Genomic DNA, 19,413 nt, shown 5'->3' on the forward strand with positions numbered 1-19,413 from the left:
TCCGTGCATAATGTTGGTTTCGCCATCTCCTAGCCCATAGAAAGCGGTCACGCTATATTTGCGCGGCGCGAAGCAGGTTGTACGACTCGGGTGAGTCGCAACCTTGCTCCTAGGGGAGAACCTGAGATGCCCGCAGATCTGGCAGCCAATAGAAGCTTTTCTTCGACCGTGCGAGAGAAATGGGGCTGGTTCCTGTTTCTCGGTATCGTGTTCGCGATCGGCGGCATCTTCGCCATCGCCATGCCGCTGATCTCCAGCGTAACCGTGACCATCTTCCTCGCCATTGTCCTGGTCATCGCCGGCCTAGTCCAGATCTTCCAGGCCTTCAGCGTCCAGGGCTGGGGCGGCTTCCTCTGGCAGCTCGTGGTCGGCCTCGTCGTCCTGATCGGCGGCGTTGCGATCTACATGTCGCCGGTCGTCGGCAGCGTCGCGCTCACCCTGATCATCGCCTCGATCTTCATGGCCAAGGGCATCTTCCAGATCGCCCTCTCCATGCGCGTCCGTCCGATGGATGGCTGGGGCTGGATCCTGGCGGCCGGCATCATTGCCTTCCTCGCCGGCCTGTTCATCCTGCTGCAATATCCATTCTCCGGCCTCTGGGTGCCCGGCACGCTGGCCGGCATCTCGCTGATCTTCACGGGCTGGAGCTACATCGCCCTGGCGCTGGCGGCGCGCCGCATCACTGCATGAAGGATGCCGAATGGCGCCATGCCTATGGCGTGAGCGGCAGCGCGAAGCTGCCGCTCGTCACGATCATCGCGATCAACTGGAACTATGGCGCCTACCTCTCCGTCGCGCTGCAATCAGCCGTGGCGCAGGACTATCCATCGCTGGAGATCATCGTCCTCGACAATGGTTCGGAGGATGACAGCGCGGCGCGGATCCGCGGCTTCGCCGAGCAGAACCCGCAGGTCCGCGTCATTCAGCTCGACCGGAACATCGGCCAGCTCGGCGCCGCGCACCACATCGTCACGCAGCATCGCATTTCCGGCGATTTCGTCGCCTTTCTCGATACCGACGATTTCCTGTTTCCGCATTTCGTCAGCCACCATGTCCGCGCCCATCTGCTGGTGGACAATGGCGCAGGACTGTCGAGCGGCGACACGCTGCAGGTCGACAAGCATGGCACCGTCATCGCCGGCAACATGCCGCAATGGTGGAAGATGGACGCAGCGGAGCGGCCGGGCTGGGTGGATATCGAGGTTCCGACCCAGCACGAGACGCCCCTGCCGCTTGCGATGACGCTGGTGCCGGCGGGTCCGTCGCGCTGGTTCTGGCATCCGGGCACATCGATCGTCTATCGAAGAAGGGGCATCGAGCGGCTGATGTCGGCGATCCGGGTTCCGATCGAGGTAAAGTTCGCGCTCGACGCCTCGGCCGCCCCGTTCTGCCACGCCGAAGCCGGCACGATCCTGCTCAGCGAACCTCTGTCCGGCTATCGCGTGCATGGCCGGAATTCGAGCGTGACGGCGCCGCAACTGCAGCATTTCGATTCTGGAAGGGCGTCGTTCGGAAAGGACAACAAGAAGCAGGAACGCTGGTTCCGCAAGAACATCCGAAGGAAGCAGATCGCCTGATCGGCAGCGACTACGTGGAACGGACCGTACGGACGGGATCGTTCCAGACGAGGACCCATGGATAAATCTGACTTCTCGATCCAGAACGTCGGGGCCGGCCAACTGGCCATGCCCGGCGCCATCCGCCTGCCCTTGCTGTCCTTCGTCATCACAGGCCGCCCAGGCTCGGATTTTGGCCCGGCCATCGAAGCCTTGCGGATCCAGGATTATCCCCGCTTCGAGGTCATCGTGGTGGAGGCGGGTCCTGCGGGCGATGGCCCCGCGGCGCTTGCCCCGCAGGTCGCCGCCGATCCTCGCTTCAAGCGGGTCGGCGCTTCTTCCGATCTCGGCTCCTTTCGGCTGGCGACGATCGGCCTTGCGGCCGCGGAGGGCGAGTTCGTCGTCTTTCTCGACGCGAGCGAACTTCCCTCGCCGGGCTTCGCCTCCGCGCATATCCAGACGCACCTGGCGAGCCGCCACAACGTGGCCCTGACAGCCTCCCCCCGGCACGACGACGAGGCGATCCAGGCCGGCGGACGCATGCCGGCGGAGATGCCTGCGCCCCGGCCCTGGCTGCAACCGGCGGTGCCCGTCCTCCGCCTCGCATCCCTCGACGACGACGCCTTCGCCCGTCTGGCGTCCAGCACGGCCTTGGTCGAACCCGCGATACGGGACTGGACGGCTTCGCCCGCGACCATCCAGGTATACCGGCGCTTCGTCATCGACATGCTGCTCCCGCCGGACGGGGCGGACGCTTCCCCGTCGTCGGCGGACGCGCATTTCGCGCCGCTCTGCCAATGGCTCGGCGGCTCGGCGGCGATCCGTCTGCCCCTGCTAGCGTCCCGGCACGCTCATGCCGGCCCTGGCGCCAGCGCCGGCGGCCTCGACTGGCCGGTCGCGGGGGACCGCGGCAAGCTCGGCGTCTGGGCGGCGAACGGGGCGGAGTTTGCCCGCCGCATCGGGGCGAAGCGCTACTGGGACGCGTTTGCCGCCATGCTGGGCCTCGAGCCCGGCGCCGCGATGCCCGATCCTGCCGAGATCGCCAGCCTGATGGACGGGCCGTTCGCGCAGCTCGCGGGCGCGCTGGGTGAGCGGGAGGCCATCCATCAGTTGCAGGCGCTGTTGTCGCGATCCGCCGTATTGGCCATCCTGCATCGGCGCTACGGCCAACGCCTGCCGCTACGCATACACTGGGCCATCCGATCGAGGGCCCTGCGCCAGATGCATGGGAATCTCCGTCTTTATCTCCGCTCCCGCCGCGGCCGACGCCGGCAGGGCCAGCCCGGACGCGCCTGAAGAACCCGGGCGGCACTCGACGCGGCCTCCCCGGCAACTCACGCGGCGGGAGCGCCGTCAGGCAGCGCTCCGGTAGCCAAACACCCTGTGGCCGCGACCTACCCGCCGTTGCAGCGGTTTTCCACCCACTATTCTGGATAAATTCCAACCAAGTCATTGCGTGCCCAAACAGGCGCGCATACCAATGAAAGTCGGTCGGAAAGCCGGCTACGGGACAACCGCTCAGCATATCCACCCAGCAGCTTGTCGAGACGCCGACGGCGATCGACAGCTTCAAGGCGCCTGACTCGATCGATGCTCACCCGTTTGGAGACCTCAAGATCCGGCATCCTCGCCTCGCCTGGCATCGCCCGGCGGGAAACGGCCCTCACGATCGGCGGCCTAGCGACCTCGAGGCTGGCGACGGCGGGCGAGGTAAAGCTGCCGAAGGTCTCCTTCATCGTTCGCAACTGGAACTATGGCCGCTATGTCGGCCGCACGATCGACTCGATCCAGGCCCAGGACTATCCGAACTTCGAGGTCGTGATCGTCGACAACGCCTCGACGGATGACAGCCGCGAGGTGATCGAACGGCATGTTGGCGACGACCCGCGCTTTCGGGTCATCCATTCCGACATCAATCTCGGGCCGCTCGGCGGCGCGCTTCTCGGGCTGGAACACGCAACGGGCGATTTCGTCGCCTTCGTCGATTCCGACGACACGCTGCTGTCGAATTTCGCCTCGACACATATCCAGGTTCACCTCGCAAGCCGTCTCAATGTGGCGTTCACCTCCAGCACGGCGATCGAGACTGGGCCGGATGGCGCCATGCTCAACGGCCACCGGGCGCGGACCCAAATGCGGCGCGAGGAAATCGCGACGGGTCTGCGGGCCGCAGAGATCGTGCCGCGCCTGCCATCCATCGATGACAACGCCTTTGCGGTGCTCTCGCGCCACACCCGCCTGATCCAGCCTCTCTCGGCCGAATGGCCCTGGTCGCCCGGCACAGCGAACATGTATCGGCGGTTCATCCTCGACATGCTCGCCCCCGCGTGCCGCGCGGCCGACCTTCCCAAGCTTTCCGCCGATGGACACTACAACCGGCTCGGCCATCTCCTCGGCGGATCGGCCGTGATCGACCTGCCGCTTTCGACCTATCGCATCCACGGCAGCAACTTCGCCGCTTCGGTGCCGAGCCTCGCCTTTCTCGGCAGCGACGCCGGGCCGGCGACCAGGTTTCGCGTCCTGCGCATGCGCGAAATCATGCGGGTCTTTGTCGCCAACGCCGCCGATTTCTCGGCTCGCATCGGCGAGAAGCGCTATTGGGCCGCGTTGGGCGTCCTGTTCGAACAGGGCGGGCTCAGGTCGGGGCAGGATCTGGCGGAGTGGAAGCGCGACCAGTTCCTCGACGAACAGGTCCGCCATCTCGCCGCGACCTTCGGTGCGAGCAGGACCGCCCGCAAGCTGGCCGAGTTCCTGCCGAAGCCGCTGCTGCGTTCGAGCCTCGACGCGCTTCATGGCTCCAACTGGCCGGCTCACGCCCGGCTGGAACTGCATATCGGCGCAGCGCGCCAGTGGCACGCCCAGCTCAAGCGCTTCGTGCGCAAGCGGCGCGCGAGGCTTTCCGCCCTGCTGTCTCCGACCGGCCAGCCCTGACGCGTCCGCAACCGGGCGGCGATGTCGCACCCCCTTCTCGCCGCCGCCCGCCTTTGCGCGTTTTGAGCACGATGCTATAGGGGAGCCCGCACCATCCTCGGCGCCGCTCCGCCCGCGACCTCCTTCCGCCGGCAGGCTTCGCCGTCAACCCAGAAGCGAGGTTCCCCTCCATGGCGAAGATCAAGGTAGCCAATCCCGTCGTTGAGCTCGACGGCGACGAGATGACCCGGATCATCTGGCAGAACATCAAGGACAAGCTGATCCACCCCTACCTCGATCTCGACCTCCAGTATTACGACCTGGGCATCGAGCATCGCGACGCCACCAACGACCAGGTGACGATCGAAGCGGCCGAGGCGATCAAGAAGGTCGGCGTCGGCGTCAAGTGCGCCACCATCACGCCGGACGAAGCCCGCGTGAAGGAATTCAACCTCAAGGAAATGTGGAAGTCGCCGAATGGCACCATCCGCAACATCCTCGGCGGCGTGATCTTCCGCGAGCCGATCATCTGCCAGAACGTGCCCCGCCTGGTTCCCGGCTGGACCCAGCCGATCATCGTCGGCCGTCATGCCTTCGGCGACCAGTACAAGGCGACCGATTTCAAGGTTCCCGGCAAGGGCCGGATGACGATCAAGTTCGAGGGCGAGGACGGCACCGTCATCGAGAAGGAAGTCTTCAAGTTCCCGGGCGCCGGCGTCGCGCTCGCGATGTACAACCTCGACGAATCGATTCGCGAGTTCGCCCGCGCCTCGCTGAACTACGGCCTGATGCGCAAGTACCCGGTCTATCTGTCGACCAAGAACACCATCCTCAAGGCCTATGACGGCCGCTTCAAGGACCTGTTCCAGGAAGTGTTCGACGCCGAGTTCGCCGCCGCCTTCAAGGCCGCCGGCATCACCTATGAGCACCGCCTGATCGACGACATGGTCGCCTCGGCCCTGAAGTGGTCCGGCGGCTACGTCTGGGCCTGCAAGAACTATGACGGCGACGTCCAGTCCGACACCGTCGCGCAGGGCTTCGGCTCGCTCGGCCTGATGACCTCCGTGCTGCTGACGCCCGACGGCAAGACCGTCGAGGCCGAAGCCGCCCACGGCACCGTGACGCGCCACTACCGCCAGCACCAGCAGGGCAAGGAGACGTCGACCAACTCGATCGCTTCGATCTTCGCCTGGACGCGTGGCCTCGCCCATCGCGCCAAGCTCGACGACAACGCCGAACTCGCCAAGTTCGCGACGACGCTCGAGAAGGTCTGCGTCGACACGGTCGAAGCCGGCGACATGACCAAGGATCTCGCGCTGCTCGTCGGCCCGGATCAGAAGTGGCTCTCCACCACCGGCTTCCTCGACAAGGTCAGCGAGAACCTGACCAAGGCAATGGCTTAAGCCCTAGCCTATCGCGAAATGAACGAGGCCCCCTCCCGCCCGGGTGGGGGCCTTTTCTTTGTCGCCTGCGCGCGGCCTACATCTTCGACAGCACGAGGATCGGCCGGCCGCCGTCATCGCTCAGAATCAGCTTTTGACGGGGGGCGTCGACGCGCCACCGGCGAACCTGCCTGAGCGCGTCGAGGAATTTCCGCTCCTGGTTCATCGCCGCAGGCGTGCAGGCCTTCATGGTGGTGACGATCCGGCCGAAGCGGATGCCGTCGCCGCGGATCGTAGCGCTGCCGCCCATGGAGTTGCAGCCGCCCGAACCGCTGACCCTGCCGTTCGGGGCGATGACGAGGACAGTCTGTAGATAGTCCATGACGCCGCCGCCGCGAATATCCTCGGCGAGCCAGCGTCCGGCGGGCCCGGCAGCGAGGCGCGGCTGGGCCTGCCCAGCCACGCGCTGCAACGGGATGTCGATCCGGTCCGGACCGCCGATCTCGACCGCATGGCGGCTGGTCGAGGTAAACCAGAGCCGGTCGCCGACCGAGATCGTCGCCCGCAGCGCATAGCTATGGCGCGGCTGCAGCTTCGCGGCGTCGAAGTGGAGGCTGTAGGGAATCGGCGCCTGGCCGCGCGCCCGGAAGCGAGTCTCGGCGATCGTCCTCGACGGCGCGTCGGCCAGCGAGACGTCCTGAAGCTGGACCGTGACGCGGGCGTCCGGCGGCAGCGCCATCCGCTCGCGATAGACGACCTCCCCGTGCAGCGTCCGCGTGGCGGCGAGCGCCGCCATGGCATTGAGGCCGACAAGGGCCGCGAGCGCTGCCGCCCATATTTTCCGACCGAAGAGCCGCATGGCGTTTCCTCCCAGGCGAGATCCAGGGCGTTTCACCCGCCTCCGATCTCACTGGAAGTGAGCAGCAAGGGCAAGCCTGACCGCTAGACCGGCTGCGAGAGGCGCTGGGGATCGAGAACCGAGAGTTCGCGCAGCCGCGCTGCGTCGCGGCCGGGCGGTTCGCCGAACAGGCGGCTATATTCGCGGCTGAACTGCGACTGGCTTTCATAGCCGACGGCGAAGCCGATGCTGCCGGCATCCGCGCGCTGGCCCAGCAGCAGCCGGCGCGCCTCCTGCAGGCGGATCTGCTTCTGGAACTGCAGCGGGCTCATCGACGTCACTGCCTTGAAATGCCGGTGGAACGATGAGACGCTCATGCCGGCGATCGCGGCGAGGCCCTCGATGCGGATCGCCTCGCTGAAATTGTGCTTGATCCAGTCGATCGCGCGATTGACGCAGGAAAGCCGGCTGTCGGAAAGCGCGATCTGGCGCAGCATGCGGCCCTGCGCGCCGGTCAGCAGCCTATAGAGGATCTCGCGCTCGATCAGCGGGGATAGAATCCCGGAATCGCGGGGACGGTCGAGCAGGCGGACCATGCGGATGACAGGATCGAGCAATTCCGCATCGATCGGGCTGACGGCCATGCCGGCCGAAGGCGCGTCGTCATCGTCGAGATGCTCCGCCAGTTCGAGGATCATCGAGGCGAGCGCGGTGCGGTCGATCCGCATGCTGAAGGCGAGATAGGGCTCGGTGTCGCTGGCGTCGAGGATCGCGCCGCTGGCCGGCAGGTCGACCGAGACGACCAGATATTTCGCCGTGTCATAGATCAGCACCTTGTCGCCAACCATCACCTGCTTGCGCCCCTGCGCCACGACGCAGAACAGCGGCTCATAGAGCACGCGGGTCGGCGCCGTCTGGCTCGCGGAACGCATCAGCGTCACACGCGGGACCGCCGTTTCGAACCGGGTTTCGGTGCAATGGCGCTCGATCAGCGCGCGGAGTTCATGCATGGCTTCCATGGTGGCTCCGATAGAATATCCGCCGGCTGCGCGGCGCAAGCGGGCTAACAGCCTAGATCGGCACTCTGAGAGGATCGTGCAAGAAGCTGGCAGCATCCTGGTAACGCTTTGTCAGCCCGCGCCCCATCTTTCCGGATGAAGCGAAGGAGCTCGACATGAACAAGACCTGGTTCGTCACCGGTTCGACGCGCGGCATCGGCGCGGAGATCGTCAAGGCAGCCCTGAGGCAGGGCGACCGCGTCGTCGCCACCGGGCGCGACCCCGCCGCCATCCGCGACGCCTTCGCCGACGCGGGCGATCGCGTGCTGGCGCTAGCCCTCGACGTCACCGACGCGGCGCAGATCACCGCCGCCGTCGAAGCAGCCATCCAGAGGTTCGGCCGCATCGACGTGCTGGTCAACAATGCCGGCTACGGTCATCTCGGCCTGTTCGAGGAGACGGCGGCAGGCGACGCCGAACGCCAGTTCGCCACCAATGTGTTCGGCCTGTTCAACGTCACCCGCGCCGTGCTGCCGGTGATGCGCGGCCAGCGCGCCGGCCACATCTTCAACCTGTCCTCGGTCGCCGGCCTGCGCGGCGGCCTCGGCGGCTCGCTCTATTGCGCCAGCAAGTTCGCCGTCGAGGGCTTCTCGGAGTCGCTCGCCCAGGAAGTGGCGCCGTTCGGCATTCATGTCACCATCGTCGAGCCCGGATTCTTCCGCACCGACTTCCTCGACGAGACCTCGGTCCGCTTCGGCAGCAACGCCATCGCCGACTATGCCGAGGTCTCGGCGCAGATCCGCAACGGCTATTGCGAGCGCAACCACCAGCAGGCCGGCGATCCGGCCAAGCTCGCCGACGTCATCGTCGACCTCGCCGGGCGCGAAAAGCCGCCGTTCCGCTATGCGGCCGGCACCGACGCCGCCGCCATCTTCGCAGCGAAGATCGAGCGGCTGCAGGGCGAGTACGAAGCGACCCGCCCGCTCTCCCCCACGACCGACGGCAGCTTCTAGCCGTCGCGCGAACGATACGCTCCGGACGAACCATGGCTCGTCCGCACAGATACCCTATCTCCCTCCCCGATCGGCGTCCGGCGCGGCGCCATCCTCCATCAGAACGGATCTCCCCATGCGAACCAAGACACTCGGCGGCACCGGCCTTCTCGTTTCCGAGATCTGCCTCGGCACCATGACCTTCGGCGGTCGCGGCTTCTGGACCGCGATCGGCCAGCTCGACCAGTCGGTCGCCGACAACATCGTCGCCCGCGCGCTCGACGCCGGCGTCAATTTCATCGACACGGCCGATGTCTATTCGGAAGGCGTCTCGGAAGAAGTGACCGGCCGCGCCATGGTCAATTCCGGCCGCAAGCGCACCGACATCGTGCTGGCCACCAAGGCGCTCGGCCAGACCGGCCCCGGCCCCAACGATCGCGGCGCCTCGCGCGGCCACATCATGGACGCCGTCAAGGCGAGCCTGAAGCGCCTCGGCACCGACTATATCGACCTCTACCAGATCCACGGCTTCGATCCGCTGACCCCGGTCGAGGAGACGGTGCGCGCCCTCGACGACCTCGTCCGCCAGGGCCATGTCCGCTATGTCGGCGTCTCCAACTGGGCGTCGTGGCAAATCATGAAGGCGCTCGGCATCGCCGACAGCAAGGACTGGGCGCGCTTTGCCTCGCTGCAGGCCTACTACACCATCGCCGGCCGCGACCTCGAGCGTGACATCGTTCCGATGCTGCGCGACCAGAAGGTCGGCCTGATGGTGTGGAGCCCGCTCGCCGGCGGCTTCCTCTCCGGCAAGTATGATCGCGACGGCAAGGGACCGGACGGTGCCCGCCGCGCCAGCTTCGACTTCCCGCCGATCAACAAGGATCGCGCCTTCGACGTGATCGACGTGATGCGCGAGATCGGCGACGCCAAGGGCGTTTCGGTCGCCCGCATCGCGCTCGCCTGGCTGCTGCACCAGCCAGTCGTCACCTCGGTGATCGTCGGCGCGAAGAGCGTCGAGCAGCTCGACGACAACCTGGCCGCCACCACCGTCCAGCTCTCTGCCGAGGAGCTGAAGCGCCTCGACGAGGTCAGCGCGCTGCCGGCGGAATATCCGGGCTGGATGATCGAGCGCCAGAGCACCTATCGCCGCCAGGACTGACGCTTGACGGCGGCACGCCGCCACGAGATGCAGGGCGGATGAGCGATCTCGTCCGCCTTGCAGCCCTGAACAACGCCGGATGGTGCGACGCCGTCTTTCGCGCACACGGCCTCGCGGGCCACTTTAATGGAAGCGTCTGGCTGAACCGGAACCCGGCGCCGCGCTTCTACCCCAACGCCGTCACACTACGCCCCGACGATAAACAAACACAGCTCGACGCCCTAGTGACGCTCGTCGCCGACCTCCCCGGCGGGTTCGCGGTGAAGGACAGCTTCGCCGCGCTCGATCTCGCGCCGCTCGGCTTCGCGCCCCTCTTTTCCGCCACCTGGATCGGCCGCCCGGCCGGGATACCGGCTCCCCAAGGCGATGCCGGCCTCGACTGGGGGACCGTTTCGACGCCCGCCGACTTCGACGCCTGGCGGGCGGGCTGGTCCGGAACGGATCCCGCCCCCTCTCCCTTCGCCGCGCCTCTATTGGCCGACCCCGCCATCACGCTGATCGCCGGCTGGCGCGGCGATGCCGTGGTCGCCGGAGCGGCGCTGAACCGCTCGCCCGGGGCGCTCGGCTGGTCGAACGTCTTCGGCCCGGACGACGCCTACGAAGCATGCAGGGCAGCGGCGCTGCGCTTCGCGCTCGGGCTTGCCGGCGATCTCCCCCTCATCGGCTATGAGCGCGGCGACGATCTCGCCCGATCGCTCGATCTCGGCTTCGCACCATTGGGGCCGTTGACGATCTGGGAATGCTGAAACGAACCGCTCAAGGCCATGGCATTTGCCGCCGGGTTCGCGCTAGGCTCCCGTCAAATACATCGGGAGGAAATAGATGACTGAATTCAAGGGCAAGCGCATCCTGGTCACGGGCGCGGGCAAGGGCATCGGCCGCGCCACCGTGCTGCTGCTGGCCGAATATGGCGCCACCGTCGTGGCGCTCTCGCGCGATCCGAAGGATCTGGAGACGCTCGCCGCCGAAACCGGCTGCGAGACCTACGCCGTCGACCTCGCCGATCCTGTCGCGACGCGCGAGGCGGCCCGCGCCGCCCAGCCGATCGATCTCCTGGTCAATTGCGCCGGCACCACGACGCTGGAGCCGTTCCTCGATGCCAAGGTCGAGAGCTTCCAGCACCTCTACAACGTCAACGTCATCGCGGCGGCGATCGTCGCCCAGGAGACGGCGCGCAACATGATCGAGCGCGGCATCAAGGGCTCGATCGTCAACGTTTCGTCGCTCTCCTCCTGGATCGGCTTCGAGGACCACGCCGCCTATTGCGCCTCCAAGGGCGCGCTCGACGGGCTCACCACGGTGATGGCCAACGAACTCGGCCGCAAGGGCATCCGCGTCAACGCGGTCAATCCCTGCGTGACGCTGACGCCGATGGCGGTCAAGGCCTGGAGCGACCCGGCCAAGGCCGATCCGATGCTGGCGCGCATCCCGCTCGGCCGCTTCATCGAGCCGCGCGAGGTCGCCGAGACGATCGCCTACCTGCTTTCCGACAAGGCTTCGATGATCAACGGCGTGGCGCTGCCGGTCGATGGCGGCTTCCTGGTCAACTAGAACGCTTTCGAGCGAGGTGGCGGCCGGTTCGCGCCAAGAAAACGCGACCAAACAGGGCCTTGGAACATTCCGCCGTTTCAATGAAACGGTGAAATGCTCTGGGGCCTATTCGAGCGGGAGCCCCGCCGCCGCGGCGCGGCTCCCTTTCCCGGTCGGCGCGAAGGCGCCCGCTCGTCCGTCGCCCCTGCGCCTTCAGTCGTCGCCGAGCTGCGTCTGCGGCCCGGCAGGCGCTTTCGGTTCGGAGGGATAGGGCCCCTCCTCGCTCAGCCGCGCCTCGACGATCGCCCGTACCCCCGAGAGGCGGCTCTCGACCACTTCCGAAGGCAAGCCGATCGCGGCCAGCAATTCGCCGCTAAGCTGCAGGCTGCCCTCGAAGGCCTCCGGTACGACATGGGTGGCGCCGAGATCCAGCAATTCGCGCGCATGCGCGACGCTGCGGGCGCGCGCATGGATCGTTGCGTTGGGCCAGCGCGCTCGGATCGCCTCGACCATGCGCTTCGCCATGTCGCCGCCATCCGCCGTCACCACGAAGGCGACCGCCTTGTCCGCGCCGAGCCGTGTCAGGATTTCCACGCGCGTCGCGTCACCATAGAAGACCGGCAGGCCGTCCTTCTTGGCGCGCTCGACATGCACGATGTCGAGATCGAGCGCCACGAAGGGAATGCCCTCGGCCTTGAGCAGGCCCCCAACCATGCCGCCGACGCGGCCATAGCCGCCGATGATGACATGGTCGGAGAACGCCTCGTCGGCATGGACGCCATGATTCGCCGTATCTCGCCGGCTTTCGAGATATCGAGCAATACGCCCGCCGACGATCCCCAGCGCCGGGGTGAACAGCATGGAAAGCGCCGCGACCGTGGTCGCGAAATGGGCGACGTCGGCATCGATGACCTTCTCGCGGAAGGCAAGCGCGAACATCACGAAGGCGAATTCGCCGGCGCCGGCGAGCAGGAAGGCCGTCTCGATCGCCACGGGCCGCTCGACGCGGACCAGGCGCGCCGCGGCATAGGCCGTAACCAGCTTGACCGCCAGCATCATCAGCAGCGCGAGCAGCACCATCGACCATTGCAGGACGACGATGTCGAGATCGATCGTCATGCCGACCGTCATGAAGAACAGGCCGAGCAGCAAGTCCTTAAACGGCTCGACATCGACATCGAGCTGATGGCGATACTCGCTCTCGCTGAGCAGGAGGCCGGCCAGGAAGGCGCCGAGCGCCGAGGACAGCCCGGCCGCCGATGTCAGCGCCCCCGCGCCGATGATGATCAGCAGCGTGATGGCGATCAGCAGCGTGCGGTTCCCCGTCGCGCCCGCGAGCTGCATCAGCGGCTTGATCAGGAATCGACCGAGCGCGAGCACGGCGACGACCACGGCGACGGCAATGCCGATGCCCTGGACGAGCGCCAGCCCGACGCTAGCGCCCGCCGTCGCTCCGGCCGTGCCCAGGATGCCCACCACGATGACGATCGGCACGACTGTCAGGTCCTGCAGGATCAGCACGCCGAGGGTGATGCGGCCCGAGGGCGCCACCAGCCGCTTCCGTTCGATCAGCGACTGCGTGACGATGGCGGTCGAGGACAGGGCGAAGGCCATGCCGAGCACCAGCGAATCGTCGAACTGGAAGCCGGCCCATGCGGCGAGGGCGTAGATGACGGCCGTGGCGAGAACCACCTGCAGGCCGCCAACCTGCACCATCATCTTGCCGATGGACGCGAGCCGGCCCAGCGACAGCTCGAGACCGATGGTGAAGAGCAGGAACAGGACGCCGAGATCGCCGAGCGTCTGCAGCCGCGTCACGTCGGTGATCGCGGCGTAGCCGAAGATCGGCCAGGTCTGGGCCAGATGGCCGAAGCCGCCCGGCCCCACGGCGATGCCGGCGATAAGGAAGCCGAGCACGACGCCGAGGCGCATGAACTGGAACAGAGGCACGACGATGCCCGCGGCGACCAGGAAGATCAGGAGTTCCCTGCCCGCCGCGAGATTTTCCACAGCGCCATCCTCACCTGGGTGCCGAACACCGTGCTCTTCGGTTCGCGCGGTGCCCGCGCGAACCCGTATACCCTTCGCTCTCCGGCCGCTTAGCCGGCGAGAACCGCCTCGATCGCGGCGAGCGCGGCATCCGCCTTGCCGCCATCCGGGCCGCCAGCCTGGGCCATGTCCGGACGGCCGCCGCCGCCCTTGCCTCCGAGCGCGTCCGAACCGGCGCGAACCAGATCGATGGCGCTGTACTGGCCGACGAGATCCTCGCTGACGCCGACGACCAGGCCGGCCTTGCCATCATCCGAGACGCCGACGATCGCGACGATGCCCGAGCCCACGGACTTCTTGGCGTCGTCGACGAGCCCCTTCAAGTCCTTCGGCGAAATCCCCGACACGACCCGGCCGAGATAGCGCACCGAACCGACCTCGCGCACGCCGTCGCCGGCCGCCTGGCCGCCGCCACCGCCGAGCGCCAGCTTCTTCTTCGCTTCCGCCAGTTCGCGCTCGAGGCGGCGCTTGTCGTCGACCAGCGACTGCACCCGCTCCGCCGCCTCGTCCGGACGGACCTTGAGCGCGGCCGCCACGGCCTTCAGGCGCTTGTCCTGCAGTTCGAGATGCTCGCGCGCCGCCTTGCCGGTCAGCGCCTCGACACGGCGAACGCCGGCCGCGACCGCGCTTTCGCCGACGAAGGTCACAAGGCCGATCTCGCCGGTGCGGCCGACATGGGTGCCGCCGCAAAGCTCGACCGAATAGGCCTTGCCGTTCTCTTCGCCCATCGAGACGACGCGAACCTCGTCGCCATACTTCTCGCCGAACAGCGCCATCGCGCCCGAATGCATCGCCTCTTCGCGATCCATCAGGCGGGTCACCACCGGGGCGTCCTGCAGCACGATCGCGTTGGCGATCTCCTCGACGGCGGCGAGTTCCGCCTCGTCGATCGGCTTCGGATGGCTGAAGTCGAAGCGGAGACGCTCCGGCGCCACCATCGAGCCCTTCTGCGCGACATGGTCGCCGAGCACGCGGCGCAGCGCCGCATGCAGCAGGTGGGTGGCCGAATGGTTGGAGCGGATCGTGCCGCGGCGCGCGTGATCGACCGTCAGGCGCACGGCGTCGCCGGTCGCGATCGTACCGCTCTCGACCTTGCCGATATGGACGAACAGGCCGTCGGCACGCTTCTGCGTGTCCTCGATCTCGACGACGGCGCCGGCCTCGGTGACGATGCGGCCGGCATCGCCGACCTGGCCGCCCGATTCGGCATAGAACGGCGTCTGGTTGACGACGATCGACACCGGCTCGCCGGCCTTCGCCTCGGCGATCTCGGCGCCGTCACGCACCAGCGCCAGCACCTTGCCCTCGGCCGCCTCGGCCGAATAGCCAAGGAATTCCGTCGCGCCGAGCTTGTCACGCAGCGAGAACCAGACCGTCTCGGTCGCGGTGTCGCCCGAACCGGCCCAATTGGCGCGGGCCTCGGCCTTCTGCCGCTCCATCGCGGTCTGGAACGCGTCGGTATCGACCGCGATGCCGCGGGCGCGCAGCGCGTCCTGCGTCAGGTCGAGCGGGAAGCCATAGGTGTCGTAGAGCTTGAAGGCGGTCTCGCCGTCGAGCGTCGCGCCACGGGTCAGCGAGCCGGTCGCGTCGTCGAGCAGCGTCAGGCCGCGCGCCAGCGTGCGACGGAAGCGGATTTCCTCGAGCTTCAGCGTCTCGGTGATCAGCGCCTCGGCGCGGACCAGCTCCGGATAGGCCTGGCCCATCTCGCGGACCAGCGCCGGCACCAGGCGCCAGATCAGCGGCTCGGCCGCTCCGAGCAGGTGCGCATGGCGCATGGCGCGGCGCATGATGCGGCGGAGCACATAGCCGCGGCCCTCGTTCGACGGCAGCACGCCGTCGGCGATCAGGAAGCTCGAGGCCCGCAGGTGGTCGGCGATGATGCGGTGGCTGGCGCGGTTGGCGCCCTCGGCCGGCACGCCGGTCGCCTCGACCGAGGCGCGGATCAGCGCCTTGAACAGGTCGATGTCGTAATTGTCATGCACGCCCTGCAGAACGGCGGCGATGCGCTCGAGGCCCATGCCGGTGTCGATCGAGGGACGCGGCAGCGGCACGCGGTTGCCCGGCGCGATCTGCTCGAACTGCATGAAGACGAGATTCCAGATCTCGATGAAGCGGTCGCCATCCTCGTCCGGGCTGCCGGGCGGGCCGCCGGGGATATGGTCGCCGTGGTCGTAGAAGATCTCCGAACAGGGACCGCAGGGGCCGGTGTCGCCCATCTGCCAGAAGTTGTCGGAGGTGGCGATGCGGATGATCTTGTCGTCGGAGAGGCCGGCGATCTTCTTCCAGAGGCCGAAGGCTTCCTCGTCGTCGTGGTAGACGGTGACGCAGAGCTTGTCCTTGGCGAGGCCGAACTCCTTGGTGACCAGCGTCCAGGCGAGCTCGATCGCCCGCTCCTTGAAATAGTCGCCGAAGGAGAAGTTGCCGAGCATCTCGAAGAAGGTGTGATGCCGGGCGGTGTAGCCGACATTGTCGAGATCGTTGTGCTTGCCGCCGGCGCGGACGCATTTCTGCGACGTCGTGGCGCGCGGATAGGGCGCGGCGGAACGGCCGGTGAAGTAGTCCTTGAACTGGACCATGCCGGCATTGGTGAACATCAGGGTCGGATCGTTGCGCGGCACGAGCGGGCTCGACGCGACGATCTCGTGACCGTTCTTCTGATAGAAGCCGAGATACGCCGACCGGATGTCGTTGACGCTGCTCATGAACTGACCCGCCTGCTACAGTGGGGGCGCGCATGGAAGGCGCCCCGCCGAAGGAATTGTGCGGGCGTTTGTAGCGACCGTCCGTCGGACTGTCCAGAAAACGCGTACGCCGTCCTTAACGTCGCGCGCGACGGCGCCGTTCAGGCGCTGCGGCCGTCATAGGGCGTAACAGTCACGGCGGCGAGATCGACGTCGTCGAGGCAGCGCACATTGACCGCCACCATCGCCGAACCGTCCGGCGCGGTGCCGCGCCCGAAGGAGCCGACGCCGCAGGTCGAGCAGAAGAGATGGTGGATGCGGCGATGGTTGAACTGGTAGTCGGAAAGGGAATCAGCCCCCTGCTCCAGCTCGAAATCGCGGGCCGGCACGAAGGCGAGCCAATGGCCGCGCTTGCCGCAGATCGAGCAATTGCAGGAGATCGCCGCGCCGAAGGCGCCGCGCGCCGTGAAGCGGACGCGCCCGCAATGACACCCGCCGCTGCGCGTCTCCGGATCCATCGCCGGCTCGGACATTCCCACCCCTCCCCGTCTTGTTCTTTTTCACCGGCACAGCCGGAATTGTCACCAGCATAGCCGAGCGCGGATGACGGCGACAGCCGCCATCCGAAGCGACGGATCGGAACGATCACGCCTCCATGGCGTCGTCGCCGTCATCTCCCTCGCCCTCGGGCGAACCCTTGGTGAGCTGGTCGGCGATCAGGCCGGCGTTCTGGCGGATCGCCAGTTCGATCGCGGCAGCCGCCTTGGGATTGTCGCGCAGGAACTGCTTGGCGTTCTCGCGGCCCTGGCCCAGGCGCTGGCTGTCATAGGAGAACCACGCGCCCGACTTCTCGACGATGCCGGCCTTGACGCCGAGGTCAATCAACTCGCCCATCTTGGAGATGCCTTCGCCATACATGATGTCGAATTCGACCTGCTTGAAGGGCGGAGCCAGCTTGTTCTTGACGACCTTGACGCGGGTCTGGTTGCCGACCACGTCGTCGCGCTCCTTGATCGCGCCGATGCGGCGGATGTCGAGGCGGACGGAGGCATAGAACTTCAGCGCATTGCCGCCCGTCGTCGTCTCCGGATTGCCGAACATGACGCCGATCTTCATGCGGATCTGGTTGATGAAGATCACCATGGTGTTCGACTTGGAGATCGAAGCGGTGAGCTTGCGCAGCGCCTGGCTCATCAGGCGCGCCTGCATGCCGGGCAGGCTGTCGCCCATCTCGCCCTCGATTTCAGCGCGCGGCGTCAGCGCGGCGACCGAATCGACGACAAGCACGTCGACCGCGCCGGAGCGCACCAGCGTGTCGGTGATCTCGAGCGCCTGCTCGCCCGTGTCAGGCTGCGAGATCAGGAGATCATCGAGATTGACGCCGAGCTTGCGGGCATAGACCGGGTCGAGCGCGTGCTCGGCGTCGACGAAGGCGCAGATGCCGCCACTCTTCTGGGCTTCGGCGATGGTCTGCAGCGCCATCGTCGTCTTGCCCGACGATTCCGGCCCGTAGACCTCGACGATGCGACCGCGCGGCAGGCCGCCAATTCCGAGCGCGATATCGAGCCCGATCGAGCCGGTGGATACGGTGCCGATCTCGACGGCCTTGTTCTGCCCGAGGCGCATGATCGAGCCCTTGCCAAAGGCTCGCTCGATCTGGGAGAGCGCTGCGTCCAGCGCCTTCGACTTGTCCATGGTGGCCCCTTCGACGAGACGGAGAGAAGATTGAGACATTCCGGGCTCCTTATTCCACACCGCTCGGAAGTGAGCAAACAGGGACAATGTACATGTTTTGTTCTCATCTTCAAGCGGAATGACGCAAAGTTTCCGGCCCCTCCCCGCCTTCCGGTGGCGCCGGGGCGGGCGGAGGCGATAGACTTGCCGGGAGGGCGAGCGCCGCGCCCCGGCCGATCTCCGGCGCCGAACGGGAGATTGCGCCGATGTTTCCCCAGTTCTTGCCGCTCCGGCGTGTCGCAGGGCGGGCTCGCCGCGCCGGCGCGACGGCCCTCGCCGGCCTCGGCGCCGCCGGCATGTTGTTCCTGCTGCCGCCCGCAGCGGCCGAGGAGGCAGGCCCGATGACCGCGCGAGAATCGGATCCGGTGGCGCTCGGCTGGATGGTCGGCGCGCCGCCACCGGCCGACAGGATCATCCGCTTCAGCGACGGCGACTATTTCGCCTTCCCCAAGCTGCGCTGGACGGTCTGCCATTTCCGCCAGCTGATGCCGACCGTCGGCGTCGGTCGCGGCCTCGGGCCGCTGCGCTTCTTCGAGCGGAGGATCGATGACGCGATCGACGCCCTGACCTTCGTCCCGATCGGCGGCGTCAAGCCGATGACGTTCGGCGACGCGTTCGACGTCAACTATACGGACGGGCTCGTCATCCTGCACAGGGGCGTGCTGGTCTATGAGCGCTATGCCGGTTGCCTGGACGAGACCGGTCAGCACGCGGCGATGTCGGTGACCAAGTCGCTGACCGGCCTGCTCGGCGAAATGCTCGTCGCCGACGGAACGATCGACGACAAGGCCAAGGTGGCAACGCTGGTGCCGGAGCTGGCCAGGAGCGCCTTCGGCGACGCGACCGTCCGCCACGTCCTCGACATGACCACCGGGCTTCACTACAGCGAGGATTATTCCGATCCCGACGCCGATGTCTGGGCCTATTCGGCCGCCGGCAGTCCGCTGCCGAAACCGGCCGACTACCGGGGGCCGCGCAGCTATTTCGACTATCTGAAGACGGTGCGGAAGGAAGGCGAGCACGGCGAGGCCTTCGGCTACAAGACGATCAATTCCGATGCGCTCGGCTGGATCCTCGCCCGCGTCACCGGCAAGTCCGTCGCGACGCTGCTGTCGGAGCGGATCTGGAGCCGGATGGGCGCCGAGCTCGACGCCTATTACACCGTCGATTCGATCGGCACGCCCTTTGCCGGCGGCGGCTTCAACGCCGGCCTGCGCGACCTGGCGCGGCTCGGCCAGCTGATGCTCGACGGCGGCCGGCAGGATGGCGTGCAGATCATCCCGGAAGCGGCGATCGCCCATATCCGCGCCGGCGGCGATCCGGCGAAGTTCGCCAAGGCCGACTATCCGCTGCTGCCGGGCTGGAGCTACACCGGCATGTGGTGGATCACGAACAATGCGGACGGCGCCTTCATGGCGCGCGGCGTGCACGGCCAGGCGATCTATGTCGATCCGGCCGCGCAGATGGTGATTGCCCGCTTCGCCTCGAACCCGGTCACCAGCAACGCCGCCAACGATCCGACGAGCCTGCCGGCCTATGCCGCCGTGGCGGACTACCTGAAGGCAAGGTAGGGCCGCCCCGGCC

The 19,413-nt window shown here is 67.1% G+C and carries 16 protein-coding genes; 10 read left to right on the top strand and 6 right to left on the bottom strand.

Annotated elements, in window-relative coordinates:
* The first annotated feature begins 126 nt into the window (after window positions 1-126).
* From WFK98_RS12550 to WFK98_RS12570, 5 genes are all read left to right on the top strand, one after another.
* A complete protein-coding gene (locus tag WFK98_RS12550; RefSeq protein WP_266338325.1) occupies window positions 127-690 on the top strand; it encodes an HdeD family acid-resistance protein in 564 nt (187 codons plus the stop codon).
* Window positions 687-1,577, top strand: a complete 891-nt coding sequence (locus WFK98_RS12555) for a glycosyltransferase family 2 protein (protein WP_336800441.1) — start codon at window positions 687-689, stop codon at window positions 1,575-1,577. The genes WFK98_RS12550 and WFK98_RS12555 overlap by 4 nt, the downstream gene beginning before the upstream one ends.
* A gap of 57 nt (window positions 1,578-1,634) precedes the next feature.
* The gene (locus tag WFK98_RS12560; RefSeq protein WP_336800442.1) at window positions 1,635-2,852 is read left to right on the top strand and encodes a glycosyltransferase family A protein; all 1,218 of its coding nucleotides are present in this window, start codon (window positions 1,635-1,637) and stop codon (window positions 2,850-2,852) included.
* Between the two features lie 294 nt (window positions 2,853-3,146).
* The gene (locus WFK98_RS12565) at window positions 3,147-4,487 is read left to right on the top strand and encodes a glycosyltransferase family 2 protein (protein WP_266338328.1); all 1,341 of its coding nucleotides are present in this window, start codon (window positions 3,147-3,149) and stop codon (window positions 4,485-4,487) included.
* 170 nt (window positions 4,488-4,657) lie between these two features.
* Window positions 4,658-5,869, top strand: a complete 1,212-nt coding sequence (locus WFK98_RS12570) for an NADP-dependent isocitrate dehydrogenase (protein ID WP_266338329.1) — start codon at window positions 4,658-4,660, stop codon at window positions 5,867-5,869.
* A gap of 76 nt (window positions 5,870-5,945) precedes the next feature.
* On the opposite strand, the gene WFK98_RS12575 is transcribed toward WFK98_RS12570, so the two are convergent.
* Together WFK98_RS12575 and WFK98_RS12580 are read right to left on the bottom strand one after the other, a co-directional pair.
* On the bottom strand, window positions 5,946-6,707 hold the full coding sequence (locus WFK98_RS12575) for a YbaY family lipoprotein (protein WP_266338330.1): 762 nt from the start codon (window positions 6,705-6,707) through the stop codon (window positions 5,946-5,948).
* An 83-nt stretch (window positions 6,708-6,790) separates the two neighbouring features.
* Entirely contained in the window at window positions 6,791-7,705 is a 915-nt protein-coding gene (locus tag WFK98_RS12580; protein ID WP_336800443.1) for an AraC family transcriptional regulator, read from the bottom strand.
* Between the two features lie 155 nt (window positions 7,706-7,860).
* Here WFK98_RS12580 and WFK98_RS12585 point away from each other — a divergent pair, with 155 nt between their 5' ends.
* From WFK98_RS12585 to WFK98_RS12600, 4 genes are all read left to right on the top strand, one after another.
* On the top strand, window positions 7,861-8,697 hold the full coding sequence (locus WFK98_RS12585) for an oxidoreductase (RefSeq protein ID WP_336800444.1): 837 nt from the start codon (window positions 7,861-7,863) through the stop codon (window positions 8,695-8,697).
* 115 nt (window positions 8,698-8,812) lie between these two features.
* Window positions 8,813-9,835 (top strand): aldo/keto reductase, encoded by a 1,023-nt coding sequence (locus WFK98_RS12590; RefSeq protein ID WP_266338333.1) that lies wholly within the window; start codon window positions 8,813-8,815, stop codon window positions 9,833-9,835.
* Between the two features lie 38 nt (window positions 9,836-9,873).
* Window positions 9,874-10,581 carry a hypothetical protein gene (locus tag WFK98_RS12595; RefSeq protein WP_336800445.1) on the top strand — a complete coding sequence of 236 codons (708 nt, stop codon included), beginning with the start codon at window positions 9,874-9,876 and terminating at the stop codon, window positions 10,579-10,581.
* 76 nt (window positions 10,582-10,657) lie between these two features.
* Entirely contained in the window at window positions 10,658-11,386 is a 729-nt protein-coding gene (locus tag WFK98_RS12600) for an SDR family oxidoreductase (protein ID WP_266338335.1), read from the top strand.
* A gap of 192 nt (window positions 11,387-11,578) precedes the next feature.
* Here the strand turns inward: WFK98_RS12600 and WFK98_RS12605 are convergent, their stop codons facing one another.
* From WFK98_RS12605 to recA, 4 genes are all read right to left on the bottom strand, one after another.
* Complete coding sequence (locus tag WFK98_RS12605; RefSeq protein ID WP_336800446.1) at window positions 11,579-13,375, bottom strand: cation:proton antiporter domain-containing protein; 1,797 nt, start codon at window positions 13,373-13,375, stop codon at window positions 11,579-11,581.
* A gap of 89 nt (window positions 13,376-13,464) precedes the next feature.
* A complete protein-coding gene (alaS, locus tag WFK98_RS12610) occupies window positions 13,465-16,116 on the bottom strand; it encodes an alanine--tRNA ligase (RefSeq protein WP_336800447.1) in 2,652 nt (883 codons plus the stop codon).
* Window positions 16,117-16,256: 140 nt separating this feature from the next.
* Entirely contained in the window at window positions 16,257-16,628 is a 372-nt protein-coding gene (locus WFK98_RS12615) for a GFA family protein (RefSeq protein WP_266338338.1), read from the bottom strand.
* Window positions 16,629-16,740: 112 nt separating this feature from the next.
* Window positions 16,741-17,829: a recombinase RecA gene (recA, locus tag WFK98_RS12620; protein WP_336800448.1), complete on the bottom strand. Its 1,089-nt coding sequence runs from the start codon at window positions 17,827-17,829 to the stop codon at window positions 16,741-16,743.
* Between the two features lie 296 nt (window positions 17,830-18,125).
* On the opposite strand from recA, the gene WFK98_RS12625 reads away from it, so the two are divergent.
* Window positions 18,126-19,400, top strand: a complete 1,275-nt coding sequence (locus WFK98_RS12625; protein WP_336800786.1) for a serine hydrolase domain-containing protein — start codon at window positions 18,126-18,128, stop codon at window positions 19,398-19,400.
* Window positions 19,401-19,413: the final 13 nt, after the last annotated feature.

It is taken from the genome of Kaistia sp. MMO-174, assembly GCF_037147815.1.
GTDB lineage: Bacteria > Pseudomonadota > Alphaproteobacteria > Rhizobiales > Kaistiaceae > Kaistia > Kaistia nematophila.

Bases quoted from the DNA above. Each gene is read 5' to 3' on its own strand.
- recA (WP_336800448.1), bottom strand. From the start codon at position 17,829: ATGTCTCAATCTTCTCTCCGTCTCGTCGAAGGGGCCACCATGGACAAG.
- WFK98_RS12580 (WP_336800443.1), bottom strand. From the start codon at position 7,705: ATGGAAGCCATGCATGAACTCCGCGCGCTGATCGAGCGCCATTGCACC.
- WFK98_RS12595 (WP_336800445.1), top strand. From the start codon at position 9,874: ATGAGCGATCTCGTCCGCCTTGCAGCCCTGAACAACGCCGGATGGTGC.
- WFK98_RS12600 (WP_266338335.1), top strand. From the start codon at position 10,658: ATGACTGAATTCAAGGGCAAGCGCATCCTGGTCACGGGCGCGGGCAAG.
- WFK98_RS12560 (WP_336800442.1), top strand. From the start codon at position 1,635: ATGGATAAATCTGACTTCTCGATCCAGAACGTCGGGGCCGGCCAACTG.
- WFK98_RS12550 (WP_266338325.1), top strand. From the start codon at position 127: ATGCCCGCAGATCTGGCAGCCAATAGAAGCTTTTCTTCGACCGTGCGA.
- WFK98_RS12570 (WP_266338329.1), top strand. From the start codon at position 4,658: ATGGCGAAGATCAAGGTAGCCAATCCCGTCGTTGAGCTCGACGGCGAC.
- WFK98_RS12565 (WP_266338328.1), top strand. From the start codon at position 3,147: ATGCTCACCCGTTTGGAGACCTCAAGATCCGGCATCCTCGCCTCGCCT.
- WFK98_RS12585 (WP_336800444.1), top strand. From the start codon at position 7,861: ATGAACAAGACCTGGTTCGTCACCGGTTCGACGCGCGGCATCGGCGCG.
- WFK98_RS12575 (WP_266338330.1), bottom strand. From the start codon at position 6,707: ATGCGGCTCTTCGGTCGGAAAATATGGGCGGCAGCGCTCGCGGCCCTT.
- WFK98_RS12555 (WP_336800441.1), top strand. From the start codon at position 687: ATGAAGGATGCCGAATGGCGCCATGCCTATGGCGTGAGCGGCAGCGCG.
- WFK98_RS12625 (WP_336800786.1), top strand. From the start codon at position 18,126: ATGTTGTTCCTGCTGCCGCCCGCAGCGGCCGAGGAGGCAGGCCCGATG.
- WFK98_RS12615 (WP_266338338.1), bottom strand. From the start codon at position 16,628: ATGTCCGAGCCGGCGATGGATCCGGAGACGCGCAGCGGCGGGTGTCAT.
- alaS (WP_336800447.1), bottom strand. From the start codon at position 16,116: ATGAGCAGCGTCAACGACATCCGGTCGGCGTATCTCGGCTTCTATCAG.
- WFK98_RS12590 (WP_266338333.1), top strand. From the start codon at position 8,813: ATGCGAACCAAGACACTCGGCGGCACCGGCCTTCTCGTTTCCGAGATC.